A 20675-nucleotide genomic window follows, 5' to 3' on the forward strand; every position below is an offset into this window, starting at 1 on the left:
CCACCGCGTTCACGCCGTGTTGACAGCCTCAAAAATCCATGACATTCATTTTCTCGACTGTCGAGAAAATAATTCCGCACGATCTAGCGGCACGATCTACGACAGCGTTGCAAGGCTGGCCAAGGATGGTGCGGGAGGTTCGCACGCTCGGCCGGCCCTCACTCGGGAGGATGAAATGAAATCCGTTTTGAAGCTGATGGCAGGCGTTGCCGTCATCGTTTCCCTGCATTCCGTTGCCCAGGCAAAGGACCTGGTCGTCGGCGTTTCCTGGTCCAACTTCCAGGAAGAGCGCTGGAAAACCGACGAAGCCGCCATCAAGGCCGCACTCGAAGCGTCCGGCGACAAGTACATCTCCGCTGATGCACAGTCGTCCGCCGCCAAGCAGCTGACCGACATCGAGTCGCTGATCGCCCAGGGCGCCAACGCCCTGATCGTTCTTGCCCAGGACAGCGACGCCATCGGCCCGGCAATCGAAAAGGCCGCCGCCGAAGGCATTCCGGTCGTCGGCTACGACCGCCTGATCGAAAACCCGGCCGCTTTCTACATCACCTTCGACAACAAGGAAGTGGGCCGCATGCAGGCCCGCGAAGTGTTCAAGGTGAAGCCGGAAGGCAACTACGTCTTCATCAAGGGCTCGTCTGCCGACCCGAACGCCGACTTCCTGTTCTCCGGACAGATGGAAGTGCTGAAGGAAGCCGTCGACGCCGGCAAGATCAAGAATGTAGGCGAAGCCTATACCGATGGCTGGAAGCCGGAGAACGCCCAGAAGAACATGGAGCAGTTCCTGACCGCCAACGACAACAACGTCGATGCGGTCGTCGCGTCCAACGACGGCACCGCCGGCGGCGCAATCGCTGCCCTCGATGCACAGGGCCTCGCCGGCTCCGTTCCGGTTTCGGGCCAGGACGCCGACAAGGCAGCGCTGAACCGCGTGGCACTCGGCACGCAGACCGTCTCGGTCTGGAAGGACTCACGTGAACTCGGCAAGCGCGCAGCCGAAGTCGCCGTCGAACTTGCCGGCGGCAAGAAGATGGAAGAAGTCGCCGGCGTCACCACCTTCAACGGCGGACCGAAGGGCGTGGCCATGCAGTCGGTCTTCCTCGCACCGTTGCCGATCACCAAGGACAACCTGAACGTCGTCATCGACGCGGGCTGGATCTCCAAGGCGGAAGCCTGCCAGGGCGTCAAGGGCGACGTGGCGGCTTGCAAGTAAGCCGCATCGGCAAAATCAAGCGCTGAGCTGAGACAAGCGCCGCAACGCACCCCGTTGCGGCGCTTGCACAAGGTGGTGACGCGGCGGACAATGCCGCATGCGCGACCGCCGCAGCTTAAGGGAAACGCTCGGCTTTTGCCGTCGCACCGGACTTGTCGCGTCTCTTTCGGCTCTTGGTGCCACCTGGCGCGACGACATCAACAACATAAGTGGGGGGAAGGCACGTCCATGGCCGACATCACACAAGGCAAGACACAGAGTGCACAGGCAAACCGTGCCCGTGTCGCGGACGAAAACCCGGTGAAGCGGTTCTTCCGCGCAACCGAAATCGACACCCGGCTGCTCGGCATGGTCGGCGCTCTCGTCATCATCTGGGTCGGCTTTCAGATCATGACCGGCGGCCTGTTCCTGACGCCGCGCAACCTGTGGAACCTGACGGTTCAGACCTCCTCCGTCGCCGTGATGGCGACCGGCATGGTGCTGATCATCGTCACCCGCAACATCGACCTCTCCGTCGGCTCCGTGCTCGGCTTCTGCGGCATGGTCATGGGCGTCATGCAGGTGAAATTCCTGCCGCAGTTCTTAGGCCTCGAACATCCGGCGATCTGGATCATCACGCTTGCCTGCGGCATCGCCGTCGGTGCTGCCATCGGCGCGCTGCAGGGCTCGATCATCGCCTTCCTCAACGTGCCCGCCTTCATCGTCACGCTCGGCGGCCTGCTCGTCTGGCGCGGCGCCACCTGGTTCGTGACCAGCGGCCAGACGGTTGCGCCGATGAACGCCACCTTCCGCCTCATGGGCGGCGGCACCGAAGGCTCGATCGGCGCCACGGCCAGCTGGATCGTCGGCATCCTCGCCTGCGTCGCCATCGTCGGCGCCATCCTCAACTCGCGCAAGCAGCGCAAGCGCTTCGGCTTCCCGCTGCGCCCGGTCTGGGCGGAATACTTCCTGTCGATCCTCGGCTGCGTGCTTGTGCTCGGCGCGATCTCGGTTGCCAACCACTACTATTGGCCGACCAACATCGCCCGCAAATACGCCGACGCCAACGGCATCGCCTGGCCGGACGGCGGACTGCAGATCTCGCACGGCATCGCCATTCCGGTGCTGGTCGCCATCGCCGTCGGCATCGTCATGACCTTCATCGCGACGCGTCTGCGCTTCGGCCGCTACGTCTTTGCTCTCGGCGGCAACCCCGAAGCAGCAGAACTCGCCGGCATCAAGACGCGCTGGGTCACCGTCAAGATCTTCACGCTGATGGGCATTCTCTGCGCCATCGCTGCGGCAATCTCGACCGCCCGCCTCAATGCGGCGACCAATGCGCAAGGCGAACTTGACGAACTTTACACGATCGCCGCTGCGGTCATCGGCGGCACCTCGCTTGCCGGCGGTGTCGGCACGATTGCCGGCGCCATGATCGGTGCGCTCGTCATGCAATCACTACAGTCGGGCATGGTGCTCCTGGGGATCGACAGTCCGTTCCAGCGCATCGTCGTCGGCGTGGTCCTCGTCGTTGCCGTCTGGCTCGACACCATCTACCGCGCCCGCGCCAAGTAAGGAGTACGATCCATGAAAGACCAACGCACTCCACTTGTGGAAATGAAGAACATTTCCATCTCCTTCGGCGGCATCCACGCCGTCGACAACGCCTCCGTCGATCTCTACCCTGGTGAGGTCGTGGCGCTTCTCGGCCACAACGGCGCCGGCAAGTCGACGCTGATCAAGATCCTCTCGGGCGCCTACAAGCGCGATGCCGGCGAGATCCTGATCAATGGCGAGGCTGCCGACATCAACAACCCGCGCGACGCCAAGAAATACGGCATCGAGACGATCTACCAGACGCTCGCCGTCGCCGATAATGTCGACGCCGCCGCCAACCTCTATCTCGGCCGCGAGCTCAGGACCCCCTGGGGCACGCTCGACGACGTGGCGATGGAGGCCAAGGCCCGCGAAGTGATGGGGCGCCTCAACCCCAACTTCCAGCGCTTCAAGGAACCGGTGAAGGCGCTTTCGGGCGGTCAGCGGCAATCGGTGGCGATCGCCCGCGCGATCCTCTTTGATGCCCGCATCCTGATCATGGACGAGCCGACGGCAGCGCTCGGGCCGCAGGAAACCGCGCAGGTCGGCGATCTCATCAAGCAGCTGAAGCGCGAAGGCATCGGCATCTTCCTGATCAGCCACGACATCCACGACGTCTTCGACCTCGCCGACCGCGTGTCGGTCATGAAGAACGGCCAGGTCGTCGGCCAGGCCCGCACCGAGGACGTCACCAAGGACGAGGTGCTCGGCATGATCATCATGGGCAAGGTGCCGCCAAAGGCGATCCCCGGCCCCGGCGCCATGCAGGTCGCCTGAACCTAAACTCGGCGGCGCACCTCAACGGCCCGCCGCCGAGCGTTTTCCACGAAACGGCAAAGCCGGGCGAGCGGTTGCATTTTCGGCAACAACTGCAAATTCCCCTGCGAACTCCGCCATTTCACCATTGATGCGGCGCCAAAGCTAAGCTATGAACCGCTTCACAGCCTGCTTCGGCGGCCTTGCCGCCAACGGATGCACCCGTAGCTCAGCTGGATAGAGTGTTGGATTCCGATTCCAAAGGTCACAGGTTCGAATCCTGTCGGGTGCGCCATTTCCGTCGAATCTACGATTTCCTGCGATCCGTTATGTTGGGCCACGCCGACAAGAATTCGTTGTCGCATGGAACGCGATACTCGGCGGCATTCGTCGTATCGGTCCATTAATCGTCTTGAACGCGTCGCGTTTGTTCCATGCGAAGGCAATAGCTCGCCGCCGATCACTTCGCCCGAAATAGCAAGTTTGAAAAACATCCGCAGCGGCTTAAACTCGCGGACCGAGCTTCCAGCAGAAAGCTCGTGCGCCCGTTCCTGACCTGCCAGCCGAACATACGGATGTCGTTCGGGAAAGCAGCTTCCCCTGGAGGTGTGGCATGCCAAATAGACCCAGCATTGTCTTCGCACATGGCCTGTGGGCCGACGGATCCTGTTTCAGCAAGGTCATCGAACTGCTGGTTGCCGACGGCTATGAAGCGATCGCGACACAAAACCATTTGAACACCGTTGCCGACGACGCCGCGGCGGTGCGGACATCGCTGGGCCGTGTGCACGGCCCGGTGGTCCTGGTCGGACATTCCTATGGAGGCACCGTCATCACCGCTTCGGGCACCGATGATCGTGTCAAGGCACTCGTCTATATCTGCGCACTGGCACCGGAGAACGGTGAAACGACGGCGGCCGACCAGACGAAATTCCCCCAGACCCCAGTCTTCCAGCATATCGAGCTGGCAGACGGCCGGCTGTTTCTTCGTCCTTCGGGTATCCCGGAATTCGCCGGAGATCTGCCTGAAGCGGAACAGAAGCTCGTATGGGCCACGCAGATGGGGCCGCTGGCGGACCTGTTCGATCAACCCGTTCCGGGTGCGGCGTGGAAAACAAAGCCGACATACTACATCGTCGGTAGCGAGGACCGGACAGTCCAGCCCGACCTTCAACGCTTCCTCGCCAAGCGCATGAATGCAAAGGTGACGGAACTGGCCTCCAGCCACGTCCCGATGCTGTCTCAACCCCGCCGCGTCTACGAGGTGATCCGCGAGGCCGCCGACGGTGTGCAGCGATCGGCCGGATAGTCTGCCTGCCGTTCCGTTCGATTTTTGACAGGCACTGGGCCAGTCAAGCGGGCGCCGTCGAATGACGGCGCCCGTATTTCCAAGAGTTTGGACGGCGCTTCGGGGAGTGGCTGTAGCCGCCCTCAGGATGCGCATGAACAGCGGCTTTCCGTCTTCCAGCGCTACGCCGGGGCGCGATCGCAGTCGGACATATCAACCACTTGCATTGGGAGCCCAAAACCATCGCTGTGCGGCTGCACGGAGACTGCGCCGTGATCCGCTATCGCGCGCAAGTTTGAAGTGATCTTCGGCGCGAACAAAGCGCCGCTCAGTGCCTATTGGCACACGGACACGTATGAATGCAGAGACGGGCAATGGGTGGTGGTCTGGTCACAGGCAACTGCCGTTCAATAGCGAACGGCCCACCTGTCCCTCAAGCCCTTGCCATGAACGCGAAGGGTCCAACTTCAGCTCGCGGAGAGACGCCGAGGCGACGCGCGATCAGAGCGCGTCGCGCTCCGTGCGCAGATTGGAGACGACGCGGCGGTTCTGCACCTTGCAGGAGCGCTCCGTGCAGTCGCGCACCTCGCGGTCGTTTCCATACCCCTTGGCCCACATCCGGTTGGGGTCCACACCCTTCGAGGCAAGATAGGCCATCGCCGCATCGGCGCGCTGCTGCGACAACGTCGTCATCTTTGATGCGGATCCGCTGTCGTCGGAAAAGCCCTGCAGCTTGACGAGCCAGCGCGGGTTGCTGTTCAGCCAGATCGCCTGCTTGTCCAGGGTTGCCTTGGCGACAGGATCGAGCGCAGCAGAGTCCTGCGTGAAGTAGGTTCGGCGGCCGACATTGAGGATGAAATCCTCTTCGGTGCCGGCCGAGACAGTCTCGAAGCCCGGCGCCGGATCGTCCGTTTTTCCGGTCATCGGCACCGCAGCCGGCTCTTCGACGGCGGCAATTTCGGTGGTGTTGCAGGCGGTCAGCGCCAGCAGAATGGCGGCAGCGGAAAGCAGCCTCGTCAGTCCGGTCATAGCAGGCTTCAAGGTGATATTCCTCATTCGACCGGAGTTGCGACCGGAGTTGCTTGGCTGACCTCGGGGGCCTTGTCGGCAATGTGCGGCAGGACCTGAACGGCGGTACCGATCGGGCAACGCTGGTAAAGATCGATCGCATCTTCGTTGAACATGCGGATGCAGCCGCTGGAGGCATCCTTGCCGATGCTGCCCGGCTCCAGCGTGCCGTGGAAGCGGTAGCCGGTATCGACGCCGTCGCGAAGCAGATACATGGCGCGCGGTCCAAGCGGGTTCTTAGGCGAACCGCCGTCCACGAATTCAGGCAACTCGGGGTGGCGTTCGCGCATCTCCGGCGGCGGGGTCCAGCGCGGCCAGAGCGATTTACGGTCGATGGTAGCGCGGCCGTACCACTTGAAGCCCTCTTTCCCGACGCCAACCCCATAACGGATGGCCGTCTTGTTCTCCATGATCAGGTAGAGAAAGTGATGCCGCGTATCAACGACGACGGTGCCGATCGGCTCGCTGCTGAAATACTTGACGACCTGGCGCCGCCACTTCGGGTCGATCTTGGTAAAATTGGTACTGCGGTAGGTCACGCCATTGTCGACGGCAGGGCCGGAAAAATAGGACGACGCGGCAGCGAAGACCGGTTTCTGGGCTGCGCCGGCGCCAAGCAGCGCCAAACCACCAAGCATAATATCCCTGCGGGTGCATTCCATCGGCAATATCCCCCGAAAAGCCAAGCAGCGAGCCGCAGTAAATCAGATTTTTCATTTGCCACAACGGAAAATTATCAGATACCGATTCTTTCAGTGACTGTTCTGCAAGAAGCGTTTCGCCGATAGTTGTAGATCATCTCGCGATTTTGCCTGCTCCGCAGGTCTGGAAGATGAGATCTATCCCCGGTTCGGTCGCCCCATGAGCAACACCGGCATGTGAGACTTGCGAATGCGCCATAACCGATTGGTTCTTCACAGTATTCGCAGCGATAGCACAGTGGCTATTGTCGATTGCCCCGATAATGGGTGCCCGCATTTGGGACATCTCCCTCGCAGCATCTTGGGTGAGCCAAGGCAGCGGTTATCGATCACGTCGCGTGCAATAGGCGCGATGCCGAGTGCTGCCCTAGTTGGCCCGGATGTCGCGCGCCTGGCCCGATGTTCTCAGTTCTTCGAGAGTCTTGCCAAGGCAACTTCCACCCTGTTCGGTGCCAACGGCCTTCGCCGCCCCGCTCAAGGTAATCGTCCCGGCGAAGTTGTCCGAGGCCATATAGGTCGCCGTGCCATCGGCCGTTACCTTCGAGAGGTAAAAGGCATGCTGCGTGCCCTTGTATTCGCAGGCGACAGCGAACGGAAACTGATCGAACAGATTGCCCTCCGCGAGGGCAACGGATCCGAAAGCCTGAGCGCTGGCTGCAACCAGCAGTACCGTCAGAGACTTGGACATTCTCGCAGAGCGTATGCGCACCATCGATCCCCCAACTCGGTATAGATAAGGTTTCCGTCGAACATGATGGTGACGCCAAGCTCCCGCTTTGACAAGCCCGGCAGACTGCGCTCGAACGCGGCAACGCTCGACCGCAGGTTGGCGGCCATCTCCGGCTCGGAAGAACGGCGCGCGGACGCCGCCGCCGGCGAACCATCGGCCTGGCAAATTCTCTGAGCGGCGGTCAGGCCGGGTGGCTGAAGCGGGCGATCTGCGCACCCTTCATCAGGTTGCGGAAGTTCGATCCGCTCATGTGCACCAGCGTCCTGTGGTCGCCGCCTTCGAAGTAGACGTCGTTGACGTCGCCCAGACTTTCGTCGAGCAACACCGGCACGTCATAGGCCGATCCGACGGGCGGCACCGCGCCGATGTCGCAATCGGCGAAGAGGTTACAAACCTCCTCTTCCGAAGCGAGGCCGAGCCGTCGGTCCATCACGTCCTGCAAGGTGGAGAGCTCAACCCGGTGCGTGCTCGGCACGACGGCGAGCACGTAGCCCATCTCGTGGTGCACGACCACGGATTTGGCAAGCCTGCTGCCGGGCACATGTGCCGCTCTCGCCGTCTGGCTGGTGGTGGCTGTGCGATGATGGGCGACGGTGTCATAGGCGACACCCGCACCATCGATATAGTCTTGAAGTTTTCTGGCGATTGTCATCGTCGACACCCCTTCTTCCGTGGTGGCGCGGAAAGATCATTGTCCTCCCATCCACCATGAAGTCAACGAGGGATGCCCCGCCCCCGATCACGGCGCACCGCCACCATCGGCACCAGTCGCCAGCGGACCCGCCGAACGTAAAACACCCACGTCCTCAGACGTGGGTGCTCAACCTGCCCTTGATGGGCAAACTATTGTGGACGCGCGACCTACGCCCGACGCTTCAGGAAGCCATCGGGCGCAACCGTGATCATCAGTTTCTGGTCGATAGAGTGGTCGATCTCGAATTCGGGATGCGTTTCCAGATACTTCCATACGGCCGTTTTCGGATTGTCGCCCTTGCCCCATGACCGATCGGGATAGGCTTCGGAAGGCAGATCCTCAACAACGGTATCGAAGACGACACAATAGCTGCCGACGCTCGTCAGCGGAGCGTAGGCTTCCAGCTCGGCGAGAACGTGGTCATGCGTATGGTTGCTGTCGAGGCAGACGAGGATACGCGAGTAGGGCTTTGCGAAAGCCTTGACCTGGTCGATAACCTCCTGCGCAATGCTCGAGCCCTGGATCATCTCGATCCGGGACGCCATCGGATGCGCCTCGATTGCCGCCCGGTTGTGCTCGCGGATATCGATGTCGATGCCCAGGACCTTCCTGGAAGACTGGCGCGGATCGAACGACGTTCCCGCCTCGATCGCATCCTGCATATCGAGCAGCGCGAGCATGGAGGCGCTGAGGATGAGCGAGCCGCCATGGGCAATTCCCGTCTCGATCACCAGATCGGGCCGCGTTGCCCAGATGATCTCCTGCATCGCCACCATGTCCTGCGGGTACTGGATGATCGGCCGGCCCATCCAGTGGAAATTGTAGGAGTACTTGGGACCTATGGATTGGCGAAGAAAATCCGCCGCGCTCTCATTGAGCGCACGGTTCTCGGCGATCGCCGAGATCCGGCCGGCCATCTCGTTTTGGAATTCAGTCATGGTCGACCCCTACATAAGCAAATGCGTTATCTGACATGGTTCTTATTTCATCGATGTAATTGCGGTTCATCACGTAGATGTTGGATCCCTTCGGCAGCGTCGGAAGCGCCTCGCCCGGAGAAAGGACCTTGAGCCCGGTCAGGGGCAGGTATTTTCCCTGCTTTGCCGGATTGATGTCAATGACCGCCTTGACCAGCAGGCCCGCCCGCATGCGCAGCAGCGAGAAGATGACGCCTTTCGAAGCGCCACCCCAGATGACTGCCGGTTCAGCTTCTGAGCCACCGATCGCGTCGAGCTTGCGCGTGAAATCCGCGGGCAGCTGGGCACGATCGTTTTCGTCCAGCATCGGCTGCCGCAGCGAATCGAGTTCCGCAACCACGAAAAGATACTGCCCGCCGAAGATCCGCCCGCTCGAAACGACCTTTCCGAACATCCGATGGAAATCGGACAGCCGGAAGTAATTGACGTGTTCGTAGAAGATGTCGAACCAGGCGCGATTGTTGCAGATCCAGTCAAAGCAGGGCACTTCGATGTAGATCTTTCCTCCCCCGCCATTGGCCTGTTTCAACTGTTCGAGAAACGAAACCGGGTTCGGGATGTGTTCAAGGACATGCCTGAGGATCAGACCCTTCGCCTCGATGCCGCTTCCGGGCTGGAAGTACTCGCGGCGAACACGCGGGTTGCTGCCTTCATAGGCCGGGTCGAAACCGGTGATATCGACGCCCTGCTCCAAGAGCAACTCCAGGAAGAGCCCCTTGCCGCAGCCGACTTCCACCAGTTCCTTATCGCCCATCGTGTCGTGAATGATGGCCGCGACATCATCGAGATGCTTTCGAAACAGTGGGCTGACGCCCTGTTCGTTCTGGTAGTTGGTATCGTAGATCATCAACTCCGGTCGAAAGGCGTCGTTGCGAACGAGCCCGGATTTGAGATCCTCGACGAGCCGCATATCACCGCGCGGCGAAGCAATGGCCTCTTCCGCCGTGTCGTACATTCTGTTCTGAAAAATCGGCAACCCTTGCTGCTCGTACAACAACCGCACCGTCTCTGTCGAAGTCATGCCTGCTTCCTTAGCCATATGCCTCACCTGACCCCCACCAGATATGGGGGATCGACCAGGTTTTCGGGCCTCCCACCAAAATTCAGGAGATCCCTTCTACCATACTCGTCGGCAATTCTTGTCGCAAACTCGCGGATGGTGACCGGCACGCCGGAGCAGATATTGACAGCCCCCTGGTGATCGCCGGCCGCGGTATCGACAATCATCTTTGCCGCCTCGCGCACATCGAGAAAATCGCGAACCTGATGTCCCTGCGTCAGATCTGCCTGACGCCCGGCGGCGAGCGCGTTTCTGAGATAGGGAACAAAACGCCGTTCATCCTCCCCTTCCCCATAGAGATAGAACAGCCGGCACCACGCGAATTCGACCTCGTTCTGTGGCAGCCACTGCGACAGCGCCATGTACGCTGCGGCCTTGGCGCCGGCATAGGGCGTCGTCGGCTTCAAGGGTGTATCGGTCGAAAGGAGACCCGCGGCAAGGTCATATTCGAAACACGTGCCGATGCCGACAAACCGGCGAACGCCGCTTGCGGCCGCGCATTTCGCCATCCTGAGCGTTCCAGTAAGGCATTCCAGATTTTCTGGAGCCACGAGATACTTCCCCGCTTCGACGTACCAGGCGAGATGAATGACCGTATCGATGCCCTTGAGCGCGTCCAGCCACCATTCGTCGGCTTCCGCGAAGAGGGATTTGCTCGACACGATGCGATCGAGCCCCGACAGCCCGCTCACCAGCGGTTCCTTGCCCTCCCGCACTATGGCAGTGACACTCACTCCGCGTTCCGCCAATTGGTGCAGGACGTGGCGGCCAACGAAACCGGTGACGCCCGTCACAAGGACCTTACTTGCCAATGCTTGCCATCCCTTCCCGGCAACGCCCAACGTTCCGCGCGTTCTAAGCCCCGCGCGCGCTGTTTCGCAAACGGTTTCTACGGGCTTTGGACGGACAAATATGAGAAGTAGCTTGTTCGGGGCTTTCCGCCGCCCCCATTTCAACCGCGATGCATCGTCGCTATGAACATATGGCGCTCTCTCTCTCTCTCTCTCTCTCTCTCTCTCTCTCTCTCTCTCTCTCTCTGACATCAGGCAAAGGACGCCCGGACACATGACTCGGTTCAATCGTATTCCCACCCCGCTCGCCGGGCTGACCCTTATCGAGCGAAAGCAGATGGGTGATGAGCGCGGCTTCTTTTCGCGCTTCTTCTGCCGCGAGGAACTTTCAGAATTTGGTGAAAACGGCACGATCGCCCAGATCAATCACACGAAGACCCAAATCAAGGGCGCCATACGGGGATTGCACTTCCAGCATCAACCGCATGATGAAATGAAACTGGTTTCATGCCTAGCGGGTGCCGTTTTCGACGTCGCCGTTGATATTAGGCCCGATTCTCCGACCTATCTTCAGTGGCATGGCGAAATTCTAAGCGCCGAGAATGCCCGTTCCCTGATGATCCCCGGCGGCTTCGCGCATGGCTTCCAGACGCTGACCGAAAACTGCGAACTGATCTATCTGCATGACAAGCCCTACGCACCACAGGCGGAAGGCGGGCTCAACCCGCTGGATCCACGCCTTGGCATTTCCTGGCCGCTGGCAGTCACCCAGATGTCGGAACGCGATCGCGCCTTTCCTCTGCTCTAGCGGCTCTCTACGCCTGGAGCATTCGTAGCGCGTTCGCATGAACGCGCCGCGCTCTAGAATATCCAGAAGAGCTTGTAGCGGGTTTTCCGGCGCGCATCGTTCCAGCACATGCGGAAGAACTTCATTCGGGTCAGCAAGCCAGCTTTCGGGAGGATGTGAACAAGCTTGTAGCATCCAAACGTGTATTTCAGCCGCTGCTGCAGCCGGTCGCGGAACGCCTTCGCCCCATATTTTTGCTCGGATCCCGAGCCTTCGACGAAATCATAGGTTGGCCCGGACACGTAGACGACAAGGTCCCGGGCGATAAACTCGGCGAGCACATAGGAAGCGGAGCACCAGGGATTGTTCAATTCGACCCACCGCCTCACTATGGTGTCGCGCGCACCGGAACGAAAGACGCCATAGATCCACTCTGCAGGGAACGTCAGGTTTCGCGGCACCTTCCCCTGTTCATAAGAGCTTCGAAAATCAATAACCGACGAAGCAGGATGTTTCATCTTCAGCGTGCTCTTGCCGATGACCTTGGTCGAACCGGCGGCCAGCATCCTGCCCTCGTCCAGGCGCAATGCACCCACAAGCGCGCCCAGGAAATCGGCTGACGAAAAATCGTCGCAAGCGCGCAGACAGAAGAACTTCCCGCTGGCCGCACCCAATTCAAACGCCTTGGTGAAGTTGTCCTGCGCGCTGAGATGGACCGAATTCCGGACAACCGAAAAGCGACTGTCCTTCTCGCAGAACGCCTGCGCTATGGACAGGGTATCGTCGGTTGAGCAGTTCTCCAGGATGATTGCCCGAAAGGCAGCGAAGTCCTGGTTCGCGATACATTCCAAGCTCTTCAAAAAGGTCTTCGCGCCGTTATACACGGGAAAGACCACCACCAGTTCTGCCTGCTCTGTCGTCATCGGCCGTCTGCACCATTTTTTGTCTAGGCCGTTGGTGACTAGACCTGCCACGACCAAAACGCAATGCGCAAGGCCCGGAGAGCCGAGCGACCGGGATCAGTCTGCCGACATCGGGCAATTGATTTAGGTGGCCAAATCGTGCATTGAACGCCGGCGTTTCCGCTCGCCCGTCGCGCCAAATGTCTGCTGTTCGCGCGCGGGTCCATCACCTGCCTTGCCAGGTGACGCGGCCCATCCCCGCGCAAGGTGGCGTGGGTATCCCAAGCGGAGAAATGCGTGGTGCGCACCGCACGCGCGGCTATGAGGCAGTTGCATGAAAGTCGTCATTCTTGCCGGTGGTTACGGCACGCGGATTTCCGAAGAAAGCCATCTCCGGCCCAAGCCGATGATCGAGATCGGTGGCCGGCCGATCCTGTGGCACATCATGAAGATCTACAGCCACTACGGCTTCAATGATTTCGTGATCTGCCTCGGATATCGCGGCTACATGATCAAGGAATACTTCTCGAACTACGTCCTGCACCAGTCGGATGTCACCTATGACATGGCGACGGGCGAGACCCTGTTTCATTCGAACAAGGCCGAACCCTGGCGCGTGACGCTGGTGGACACCGGAACGGATTCCTTGACAGGCGGGCGATTGAAGCGCGTCGCCGACCATCTTGGCGATACGTTCTGCCTGACCTATGGCGACGGTGTTGCCAATGTCGACATCAAGGCCCTGACCGAATTTCACCGCAGCCACGGCCGCGACGCCACCGTCACGAGCGTCGTTCCGCCGGGACGTTACGGCGCGCTCGCTATCAGCGACCACAAGGTTCAGAGCTTCATCGAAAAGCCGGCCGGCGACAACGGCCGCATCAACGGCGGCTTCTTCGTTCTCAATCGCTCGGTGCTCGATCGCATCGAAGGCGACCATGTCGCGTTCGAGTCCGGCCCGCTCGAGGGCCTGGCCCGTGATGGCCAACTGATGGCCTTTGCGCATGACGGTTTCTGGCGACCGATGGACACGCTGCGCGACAAGAACCAGCTCGAAGAACTCTGGCAACATGGTTCGGCGCCCTGGAAAGTCTGGTCATGAGCCGGCTTGCCAACCCCGCCTTCTGGGCAGGCAAACGCGTATTTCTGACCGGCCACACCGGTTTCAAGGGAAGCTGGGCGCGGCTCTGGCTGGTCCAGATGGGCGCTCGTGTTGCCGGTTACGCCTTGCCGCCCGCCGCTGAGCCGTCTCTGCACGCCCTGCTCGGGCCGAGCGAAACCGCAGGCGAACACCTCAACGATATCCGCGACGGCGATAAGCTCGCGACGGCCATCCGACAGTTCGACCCGGAAATCATCCTGCACATGGCGGCCCAGCCGCTGGTGCGCGAAAGTTACCGGACTCCGGCCGAGACCTTCGATGTCAACGTCATGGGAACGGTACGCCTGCTGGAGGCAGCCCGCACGGCACCCGCGGTCAAGACGATTGTCGTCGTGACCACCGACAAGGTCTACCGTAACGATGAAAGCGGCCGGCATTTTCCGGAAGATGCCGCGCTCGGCGGCCATGATCCCTACTCCGGCTCGAAGGCGGCCTGCGAACTGGTCGTTTCGACCTGGCGGGATTCGTTCCTGCGCGAGCGCGATACCCGGGTGGCGACGGCCCGCGGCGGCAATGTGCTGGGCGGTGGAGACTTCTCCGTTGACCGACTGGTCCCCGATATCGTCAGAGCTGCACTCTCGGGCGAGATGCTCGATATCCGCAGCCCGATGGCGACCCGGCCCTGGCAACACGTTCTCGACTGCCTCAACGGCTACTTTGTCTATGCCGAGGCACTGCACGAGCGCCGGACCGATGAGGCGTCGCTGAATTTCGGCCCCTCCCCTGCAGAGCGGCAGATCCCCGTGCGCGATGTCGCTGGCGCGATCCAGGCCGCCATGGGCCTGCCGACGGAGTGGCGAGACAACTCGTCGGAAGATCAACCCCGCGAGATGCACACGCTCGGCCTCGATCCCGCACTTGCGCTGAAGACCCTGTCCTGGACCGCGCGGCTCTCGCAGGATCAGGCGATCGCCTGGACCGCGCACTGGTATGACGGCTGGCGTCGTGGTGGCTCCGCCCGCGACCTGACGCTCGGCCAAATCGACGCTTTCATGAGAGGCTAACGACTTCGATGCCCCACAACTGCCGTTTCTGTTCCACGCCGCTCACGACCGTCGTTGCCGATCTGGGATCGACACCCTGGTCGAATTCGTTCCTGGAGCCGACAGAGGAAGCGATCGCGCGCGAACGCGCATTTCCGCTGAAGGCGATGGTCTGTTCCGAATGCCTGCTGGTGCAGACGACGGAAACCGTGCCGGCCGATGAGATCTTCACCGACGGCTACGCCTATCTCTCGTCGTTCTCGACAAGCTGGCTGGAGCACGCCCGCCGCTACGCCGACACCATGACCGAGCGTTTCGGACTCGGCAATACGTCGCAGGTCGTCGAGGTTGCCTCCAATGACGGCTACCTGCTGCAATACTTCGTCGCCAAGGGCGTACCCGTGCTCGGCGTCGAGCCCGCTGCCAATGCGGCACGGATCGCCGAAGGCCGCAAGGTTCCAACCGAGGTGGCCTTCTTCGGCCGGGAAACCGCGACAGCGCTCGTCAATCGCGGCATCCGCGCCGATCTGACCGCCGCCAACAACGTGCTGGCGCATGTGCCCGATATCGCCGATTTCGTCGGCGGCTTTGCCATCCTGTTGAAACCCGACGGCGTGGCGACGTTCGAGTTCCCGCATCTCCTGCGCCTCATGGAAGGCGTGCAGTTCGACACGATCTACCACGAACACTATTCGTATCTGTCGCTGGCCGCCGTCGAACGCATCTTCGCAAACGCTGGCCTGAAGGTCTTCGACGTCGAGGAACTCACGACCCACGGCGGTTCGTTGCGCGTCTTTGCCCAGCTTGCCACCGGCACGCGCGAAGCAACCGAAAGGCTCAAAGCCGTCCGCGAACAGGAAGCCGCTGCCGGTCTGATGCGGATGGAAACCTATGCTGCCTTCGACGCCCGCATCGCCGCCGTCTGCAAAGGGTTCAAGGAGTTCCTGGCGCGCGCCAAGGCCGAAGGCAAGACGGTGGCCGCCTATGGCGCCGCCGCCAAGGGAAACACTTTCCTCAATGTCTGCGGCGTGAAGCCGGGCGACATTGCCTTCGCCGTCGACCGCAACGATCTGAAGCAGGGCAAGCTGCTGCCGGGCACCCACATCCCGGTGCACGCCCCGTCCCACCTGCAGGTTGCGAAGCCCGATTATCTCGTCATCCTGCCGTGGAACCTGACCACGGAAATCGTTGCGGACAATGCTGCCATCCGCGCCTGGGGTGGACAGTTCGTCGTTGCAATTCCGGAGCTGAAAATCTTCTGATTTCCCAGCGCCGGGCGGAGGAAATGTGGACATCCTTCCGCCCGGACCCCACGCCGGGAAGCGAAAATCCGCAATGTTCATCGCCTTGGGTTGGTCTGCCCCAAATTTGACGTGTTCCGATTGAAACTCGGCGACGGCGTGGGTTCCAACAGTTGCAAATCAGCACCCCAAGGAGGTGCAATGTCCACTATTGACCTATGCCTTGTCGCCACCCGGCGACCGGATCTGCTTGCCCAGACGCTGGCCAGCTTCCGGGACAAGATCTTTCTCAGGCTCGAGCTGCGCGGCGCCTATCTCAACCTTGACCCAGTCTTCGGATCGCCCGACGATCAGAGCGCTTGCGTGGAGATCTTCCGCAGCCACTTCCCCGACGGCATCGTCTTCCAACCGGAGACCCCGGGCTTCTGCGCGGCTGTCGCGAGATTATGGTCAGCAACCAGCGCCGACTACATTTTCCACCTCGAAGACGACTGGATCGCCCTGAGGGAAATGGACGGAGATCTGCTGACCCCCTTTGCCGTCCCCGCGATCACCCAGGTGTCGTTCCATACCGCAGACCAGAACTGGGATATCCGTCGCAAGGGACACTTCCACCGGCGAAACGAGTATGCGCGCCTCCTCGGGATCAAGATCCCGCTGTTTCGCACTTTCCCGAAATTCACGACGTCTCCGTCCATCCTTCGCGGCGGTTTTGCGCGCCATTGCGCCGGGCTGATGGATTTTTCGCGTGACCCCGAGAAGCAGTTCTATTCCGGCGTCAACCCGGCAATGGAAACCTACGTCGCCCGGTCCAGGAACTACATCTTCTCGCCTGAGGCCCGCCCTGTCATCAAGGACATCGGACGGGAATGGCGCGAAAAACGCCGCATCCAGAAGGTGATCACCAACTCGACCTCGGTCTGGCGACAGAGCGCGTAAGCGCGCCTGACCTAGGCGCCGGTTCCTTCCGAAAGTGCATGCAAGCGGGACAGTCGCCCCGCTTGCGCTACTGCATGTTTCCTGAAATCCCATTCGATTTCAGGATAAAAACATGCAGCAATTCAAAGTGCTACAGCGACCTTTGCGCGTCTAATAAGACGCGCGGCGCTGTAGTACCGTTACACGGCCGGGGCAGCGTCCTTGCGCTGAAAGCCCTTGCTCGCCACCATCAGGCTACGCGTATACTCCTCGCCAATGCGCCCGGCGACGAGATCCGCGGACGACAGGTGCTCGACGACGCGCCCGCCCTGCATGACTGCCAGCCGGTCGCACATATGGGTGACGACGCCGAGGTCGTGGCTGACCATGATGAAGGTGAGCTTGTGGTCACGCCGCACCTGTTCCAACAGGTTGAGCACCTCCGCCTGAACCGAAGCGTCGAGCGCCGAGGTCGGTTCGTCGAGAAGCAGGATCGAGGGTTCGAGGATCAACGCGCGAGCGATCGCGACCCGCTGACGCTGGCCGCCCGAGAGCTGGTGCGGATAGCGGAACCGGAACCCGGATCCGAGCCCCACCTCGTCGAGCGCCTTCAGGATACGGCGCTCGCCGTCGGCAACACCGTGGATCGCCAGGGGTTCGAGCAATTGCCGGTCGATCGTCTGGCGCGGATGCAGCGAACCATAGGGATCCTGGAAAACCATCTGCACGGCGCGATAGAAGGCCTTGTCGCGCTTGGCCCCCTTGAGAACACGATCATGGACCCGGATGGTGCCGCCCGTGACCGGGGCCAGACCTGCGATTGCCCGCAGCAATGTCGACTTGCCCGATCCGGACTCACCGACGAGGCCGAAGGATTCGCCCGGCGCAATCTCGACGCTGACGTCGTTCAGCGCCTTGAACTCGTCATAGGTGACAGAGAGGTTCGAAACGGAAACGGCTGAGGTCATCGTGCCCACTCCGGCTTGCGGTCGAGAACCGGCAGCGGATGACGATCGGAGCCGATCGCCGGCATGCAGTTCAGCAAACCTTGGGTATAGGGATGTTTGGCGTTGGCGAGTTCCGACGCCGCCAGTTCCTCGACGATCCTGCCGGCATACATGACGATCACCCGATCGCAGAAGGACGAGACCAGGCGCAGGTCGTGCGACACGAAGATCAGGCCCATGCCGCGTTCGGCCACCAGCTTGTCGAGGATACCAAGCACTTCGAGCTGCACTGTCACGTCGAGCGCCGAAGTCGGTTCGTCGGCGATCAGGAGTTCCGGCCCGGCAACCAGCATCATCGCGATCATCGCACGCTGCCCCATGCCGCCCGAAACCTCATGCGGATAGAGATCATAGACACGCTTCGGATCGCGGATCTGCACCGCCGCCAGCATGTCGAGTGCCCTCTCCCGGGCTTCGCCGCGGCTGACATTCTCATGCTGCCTGAGCGTCTCGACGATCTGCCGACCGATGCTCATGACCGGGTTCAGCGAATACTTCGGATCCTGCAGGATCATCGCGATACGCTGCCCCCTGAGGTCCCGACGGACCTTCGGCGATGCCGAAAGCAAATCGATGCCGTCGAAGGTGAGTTGCTTTGCCGTCACCTGTGCATGGCCTGGCGTCAGCCCCATGATCGCCCGGCCCGTCTGCGACTTGCCGGAACCGCTCTCGCCGACGATGCCGAGACGTTCGCGGCCAAGCGTGAAGGAGACGCCGCGCACGGCCTCGACGAGGCCGGTGCGGGTCGGGAACGAGACCTTGAGGTCTTCAACCTTCAGAAGCGCACTCATTGGCCGCTCTCCCGGGGATCGAGCGCATCGCGCAGGCCATCACCGAGCAGGTTGAAGCCGAGGCTGACGATCAGGATCGCAATGCCGGGCATGGTCGCAACCCACCACTGGTCGAGGATGAAGCGGCGGCCCGACGCAATCATCGCGCCCCATTCCGGCAGCGGCGGCTGTGCGCCGAGGCCGAGGAAGCCGAGGCCGGCCGCCGTCAGGATGATGCCGGCCATGTCGAGCGTGACACGCACGATCAGCGACGACATGCACATCGGCATGACGTGACGGAAGACGATGCGAATGGGCGACGCGCCCATGAGCTGCACCGCCGAAATGTAGTCGGAGTTGCGCACCGTCAGCGTCTCGGCGCGGGCGATACGCGCATAGGGCGGCCAGGAGGTGATCGCGATCGCGATGACGGCATTCTCGATGCCAGGCCCGAGCGCTGCGACGAAAGCGAGCGCCAGGACCAGCTTCGGGAAGGCGAGGAAGATGTCGGTGATGCGCATCAGCACCGCATCGACCCAGCCGCCGGCATAGCCGGCGACCGCGCCGACGATCAGGCCGATCGGTGCGGCGATAACAGCGACGAGCAGCACGACGGCAAGCGTCAGCCGCGATCCGTGGATCAGCCGCGAGAGGATGTCGCGGCCGAGATCATCGGTGCCGAGCAGATAGCCGGGGGTTCCCGGCGGCATCAGCCGTGCATTGGCGAGATCGCCGATATAGGGCGAGTGCGGTGCGAGAAGATCCGCAAAGGCCGCAACGAAGACCAGCGCCAAGAGTATGAGCAGGCCGAGAACGGCGAGCTTGTTGGCAGCGAAGCGCTGCCAGGTCATGTAGGCGCGGCCGAGGCGAGCCTGGGTGCGCGACTGCGGACGATCGGACAGCAGCCATTCGCGGCGCGTCATGGGTCGTGTCGGGGGACGTGTCTGGGTAACGGTGCTCATCGCTGGCGCGTCCTCGGGTCGAGCGTCCGGTAGAGAAGATCGGACAGGAGATTGATGCCGATGAAGACCGAACCGATGATGATGGTGCCGCCAAGCACGGCGTTCATGTCGGCATTCTGCAGCGAGTTGGTGATGTAGAGGCCGAGGCCCGGCCAGGCGAACACGGTTTCGGTCAGCACCGAGCCTTCGAGCAGACCGGCATAGGAGAGCGCGATGACGGTCACGAGCGGCACGGCAGCGTTCCTGAGCGCATGTCCCCAGATGATCCGGGTCTCAGACAGGCCCTTGGCGCGCGCCGCAACGATGTATTCCTGCTGCAGCTCGTTGAGCATGAAGCTGCGGGTCATGCGGCTGATATAGGCGAGCGAGAAATAGCCGAGCAGCGAAGCCGGCAGGATGATGTGGCGGAAGACATCCCAGAGCACGTCCCATTGCCGCTGCCAGAGCGCGTCAAACAGGTAGAAGCCGGTGATCGGCGTGAACGTGTATTCGAAGACGATATCGATACGGCCGGGATAGGCGACCCACTTCATCCGCGCATAGAAGACGAGCAACGACAGAAGCGCCAGCCAGAAGATCGGCACGGAATAGCCGACAAGGCCGATGACGCGCACGATCTGGTCGGCGATACTGCCGCGCTTGACGGCGGCAAGCACCCCGAGCGGCACGCCGATCAGCGCGCCGATGAGCGTGCCGAGCGTCGCAAGCTCCATCGTCGCGGGAAACACCCGACGGATGTCGGTCATGACAGGATTGGTCGTCAGCACCGAAACGCCGAAATCACCGGTCAGCGCCTGACGGACATAAATGAAGAACTGTTGGTAGAGGGGCAGGTTCAGCCCCATCGCCTCGCGCGTCCTTTCCACGACATGCGTCGGCGCCCGGTCGCCGAGGACGGCCAGAACCGGATCGATCGGGATCACCCGGCCGATGAAAAAGGTGACGGCCAGGAGGCCGAGATAGGTCGTGACGACGACCACGAAAAAGCGCAGCACGGCTGCCGCAATCTTGCCGGGACGGGCGCGTTTGCGCCCGTCCACGGTCCCTGTTCCGCTCATGCTCAAGGGAACGATCCTTTCGGTTTATTCCT

General features: G+C 61.6%; 21 protein-coding genes and 1 tRNA gene. 10 read left to right on the top strand and 12 right to left on the bottom strand.

Features of this window, described 5'->3' with window-relative positions:
* The first annotated feature begins 175 nt into the window (after positions 1 to 175).
* From xylF to PWG15_RS13680, 5 genes are all read left to right on the top strand, one after another.
* Positions 176 to 1213: a D-xylose ABC transporter substrate-binding protein gene (xylF, locus tag PWG15_RS13660; protein ID WP_275020618.1), complete on the top strand. Its 1038-nt coding sequence runs from the start codon at positions 176 to 178 to the stop codon at positions 1211 to 1213.
* Between the two features lie 228 nt (positions 1214 to 1441).
* Positions 1442 to 2767 (top strand): sugar ABC transporter permease, encoded by a 1326-nt coding sequence (locus tag PWG15_RS13665; protein ID WP_275020620.1) that lies wholly within the window; start codon positions 1442 to 1444, stop codon positions 2765 to 2767.
* A gap of 12 nt (positions 2768 to 2779) precedes the next feature.
* Complete coding sequence (locus PWG15_RS13670; RefSeq protein ID WP_034793927.1) at positions 2780 to 3565, top strand: ATP-binding cassette domain-containing protein; 786 nt, start codon at positions 2780 to 2782, stop codon at positions 3563 to 3565.
* 197 nt (positions 3566 to 3762) lie between these two features.
* Positions 3763 to 3839, top strand: a tRNA-Arg gene (locus tag PWG15_RS13675).
* 318 nt (positions 3840 to 4157) lie between these two features.
* Complete coding sequence (locus PWG15_RS13680; protein WP_275020632.1) at positions 4158 to 4853, top strand: alpha/beta fold hydrolase; 696 nt, start codon at positions 4158 to 4160, stop codon at positions 4851 to 4853.
* Between the two features lie 480 nt (positions 4854 to 5333).
* Here the strand turns inward: PWG15_RS13680 and PWG15_RS13685 are convergent, their stop codons facing one another.
* From PWG15_RS13685 to PWG15_RS13715, 7 genes are all read right to left on the bottom strand, one after another.
* Positions 5334 to 5888: an OmpA family protein gene (locus PWG15_RS13685; RefSeq protein ID WP_275020634.1), complete on the bottom strand. Its 555-nt coding sequence runs from the start codon at positions 5886 to 5888 to the stop codon at positions 5334 to 5336.
* Positions 5885 to 6562 (bottom strand): L,D-transpeptidase, encoded by a 678-nt coding sequence (locus PWG15_RS13690; RefSeq protein WP_275020635.1) that lies wholly within the window; start codon positions 6560 to 6562, stop codon positions 5885 to 5887. The genes PWG15_RS13685 and PWG15_RS13690 overlap by 4 nt, the downstream gene beginning before the upstream one ends.
* 406 nt (positions 6563 to 6968) lie before the next feature.
* Positions 6969 to 7289, bottom strand: a complete 321-nt coding sequence (locus PWG15_RS13695) for a hypothetical protein (protein ID WP_275020637.1) — start codon at positions 7287 to 7289, stop codon at positions 6969 to 6971.
* A gap of 223 nt (positions 7290 to 7512) precedes the next feature.
* Positions 7513 to 7983, bottom strand: coding sequence for an aminoacyl-tRNA deacylase (locus tag PWG15_RS13700; protein WP_275020639.1), 471 nt, complete (start codon positions 7981 to 7983; stop codon positions 7513 to 7515).
* A gap of 209 nt (positions 7984 to 8192) precedes the next feature.
* Positions 8193 to 8963 (bottom strand): cephalosporin hydroxylase family protein, encoded by a 771-nt coding sequence (locus PWG15_RS13705; protein WP_275020642.1) that lies wholly within the window; start codon positions 8961 to 8963, stop codon positions 8193 to 8195.
* Positions 8956 to 10023: a class I SAM-dependent methyltransferase gene (locus tag PWG15_RS13710; protein ID WP_275020643.1), complete on the bottom strand. Its 1068-nt coding sequence runs from the start codon at positions 10021 to 10023 to the stop codon at positions 8956 to 8958. Before PWG15_RS13710 ends, PWG15_RS13705 begins: the two co-directional genes overlap by 8 nt.
* 23 nt (positions 10024 to 10046) lie before the next feature.
* Positions 10047 to 10874, bottom strand: a complete 828-nt coding sequence (locus tag PWG15_RS13715) for an NAD-dependent epimerase/dehydratase family protein (protein ID WP_275020646.1) — start codon at positions 10872 to 10874, stop codon at positions 10047 to 10049.
* Between the two features lie 253 nt (positions 10875 to 11127).
* On the opposite strand from PWG15_RS13715, the gene rfbC reads away from it, so the two are divergent.
* Positions 11128 to 11661, top strand: a complete 534-nt coding sequence (gene rfbC / locus PWG15_RS13720) for a dTDP-4-dehydrorhamnose 3,5-epimerase (protein ID WP_275020648.1) — start codon at positions 11128 to 11130, stop codon at positions 11659 to 11661.
* 53 nt (positions 11662 to 11714) lie between these two features.
* On the opposite strand, the gene PWG15_RS13725 is transcribed toward rfbC, so the two are convergent.
* Entirely contained in the window at positions 11715 to 12563 is an 849-nt protein-coding gene (locus PWG15_RS13725; RefSeq protein ID WP_275020650.1) for a glycosyltransferase family 2 protein, read from the bottom strand.
* 313 nt (positions 12564 to 12876) lie between these two features.
* Between PWG15_RS13725 and rfbF the strand changes: the two genes are divergently transcribed.
* From rfbF to PWG15_RS13745, 4 genes are all read left to right on the top strand, one after another.
* Complete coding sequence (rfbF, locus tag PWG15_RS13730; RefSeq protein WP_275020652.1) at positions 12877 to 13644, top strand: glucose-1-phosphate cytidylyltransferase; 768 nt, start codon at positions 12877 to 12879, stop codon at positions 13642 to 13644.
* A complete protein-coding gene (rfbG, locus tag PWG15_RS13735) occupies positions 13641 to 14708 on the top strand; it encodes a CDP-glucose 4,6-dehydratase (RefSeq protein WP_275020654.1) in 1068 nt (355 codons plus the stop codon). The genes rfbF and rfbG overlap by 4 nt, the downstream gene beginning before the upstream one ends.
* Before the next feature lie 8 nt (positions 14709 to 14716).
* Positions 14717 to 15949: a class I SAM-dependent methyltransferase gene (locus tag PWG15_RS13740; protein WP_275020656.1), complete on the top strand. Its 1233-nt coding sequence runs from the start codon at positions 14717 to 14719 to the stop codon at positions 15947 to 15949.
* 180 nt (positions 15950 to 16129) lie between these two features.
* A complete protein-coding gene (locus PWG15_RS13745; RefSeq protein WP_275020658.1) occupies positions 16130 to 16867 on the top strand; it encodes a glycosyltransferase family 2 protein in 738 nt (245 codons plus the stop codon).
* Positions 16868 to 17046: 179 nt separating this feature from the next.
* Here PWG15_RS13745 and PWG15_RS13750 read toward each other — a convergent pair whose 3' ends face one another.
* The 4 genes from PWG15_RS13750 to PWG15_RS13765 are packed head-to-tail and all read right to left on the bottom strand — an operon-like array spanning position 17047 to position 20643.
* A complete protein-coding gene (locus PWG15_RS13750) occupies positions 17047 to 17814 on the bottom strand; it encodes an ABC transporter ATP-binding protein (RefSeq protein WP_275020660.1) in 768 nt (255 codons plus the stop codon).
* Positions 17811 to 18644, bottom strand: a complete 834-nt coding sequence (locus PWG15_RS13755; protein WP_275020662.1) for an ABC transporter ATP-binding protein — start codon at positions 18642 to 18644, stop codon at positions 17811 to 17813. Before PWG15_RS13755 ends, PWG15_RS13750 begins: the two co-directional genes overlap by 4 nt.
* Complete coding sequence (gene nikC / locus PWG15_RS13760; protein ID WP_275024425.1) at positions 18641 to 19546, bottom strand: nickel transporter permease; 906 nt, start codon at positions 19544 to 19546, stop codon at positions 18641 to 18643. The genes PWG15_RS13755 and nikC overlap by 4 nt, the downstream gene beginning before the upstream one ends.
* 35 nt (positions 19547 to 19581) lie before the next feature.
* On the bottom strand, positions 19582 to 20643 hold the full coding sequence (locus PWG15_RS13765) for an ABC transporter permease (protein WP_275020664.1): 1062 nt from the start codon (positions 20641 to 20643) through the stop codon (positions 19582 to 19584).
* Positions 20644 to 20675: the final 32 nt, after the last annotated feature.

The sequence above is a fragment of the Ensifer adhaerens genome (assembly GCF_028993555.1).
In the GTDB taxonomy this organism is placed as follows: Bacteria; Pseudomonadota; Alphaproteobacteria; order Rhizobiales; family Rhizobiaceae; genus Ensifer; species Ensifer adhaerens_I.

Bases quoted from the DNA above. Each gene is read 5' to 3' on its own strand.
- PWG15_RS13685 (WP_275020634.1), bottom strand. From the start codon at position 5,888: ATGAGGAATATCACCTTGAAGCCTGCTATGACCGGACTGACGAGGCTG.
- PWG15_RS13665 (WP_275020620.1), top strand. From the start codon at position 1,442: ATGGCCGACATCACACAAGGCAAGACACAGAGTGCACAGGCAAACCGT.
- PWG15_RS13705 (WP_275020642.1), bottom strand. From the start codon at position 8,963: ATGACTGAATTCCAAAACGAGATGGCCGGCCGGATCTCGGCGATCGCC.
- PWG15_RS13690 (WP_275020635.1), bottom strand. From the start codon at position 6,562: ATGGAATGCACCCGCAGGGATATTATGCTTGGTGGTTTGGCGCTGCTT.
- PWG15_RS13750 (WP_275020660.1), bottom strand. From the start codon at position 17,814: ATGACCTCAGCCGTTTCCGTTTCGAACCTCTCTGTCACCTATGACGAG.
- rfbC (WP_275020648.1), top strand. From the start codon at position 11,128: ATGACTCGGTTCAATCGTATTCCCACCCCGCTCGCCGGGCTGACCCTT.
- rfbG (WP_275020654.1), top strand. From the start codon at position 13,641: ATGAGCCGGCTTGCCAACCCCGCCTTCTGGGCAGGCAAACGCGTATTT.
- PWG15_RS13700 (WP_275020639.1), bottom strand. From the start codon at position 7,983: ATGACAATCGCCAGAAAACTTCAAGACTATATCGATGGTGCGGGTGTC.
- xylF (WP_275020618.1), top strand. From the start codon at position 176: ATGAAATCCGTTTTGAAGCTGATGGCAGGCGTTGCCGTCATCGTTTCC.
- PWG15_RS13765 (WP_275020664.1), bottom strand. From the start codon at position 20,643: ATGAGCGGAACAGGGACCGTGGACGGGCGCAAACGCGCCCGTCCCGGC.
- PWG15_RS13670 (WP_034793927.1), top strand. From the start codon at position 2,780: ATGAAAGACCAACGCACTCCACTTGTGGAAATGAAGAACATTTCCATC.
- PWG15_RS13725 (WP_275020650.1), bottom strand. From the start codon at position 12,563: ATGACGACAGAGCAGGCAGAACTGGTGGTGGTCTTTCCCGTGTATAAC.
- PWG15_RS13745 (WP_275020658.1), top strand. From the start codon at position 16,130: ATGTCCACTATTGACCTATGCCTTGTCGCCACCCGGCGACCGGATCTG.
- PWG15_RS13710 (WP_275020643.1), bottom strand. From the start codon at position 10,023: ATGACTTCGACAGAGACGGTGCGGTTGTTGTACGAGCAGCAAGGGTTG.
- PWG15_RS13740 (WP_275020656.1), top strand. From the start codon at position 14,717: ATGCCCCACAACTGCCGTTTCTGTTCCACGCCGCTCACGACCGTCGTT.
- nikC (WP_275024425.1), bottom strand. From the start codon at position 19,546: ATGACGCGCCGCGAATGGCTGCTGTCCGATCGTCCGCAGTCGCGCACC.
- PWG15_RS13680 (WP_275020632.1), top strand. From the start codon at position 4,158: ATGCCAAATAGACCCAGCATTGTCTTCGCACATGGCCTGTGGGCCGAC.
- PWG15_RS13755 (WP_275020662.1), bottom strand. From the start codon at position 18,644: ATGAGTGCGCTTCTGAAGGTTGAAGACCTCAAGGTCTCGTTCCCGACC.
- PWG15_RS13695 (WP_275020637.1), bottom strand. From the start codon at position 7,289: ATGTCCAAGTCTCTGACGGTACTGCTGGTTGCAGCCAGCGCTCAGGCT.
- rfbF (WP_275020652.1), top strand. From the start codon at position 12,877: ATGAAAGTCGTCATTCTTGCCGGTGGTTACGGCACGCGGATTTCCGAA.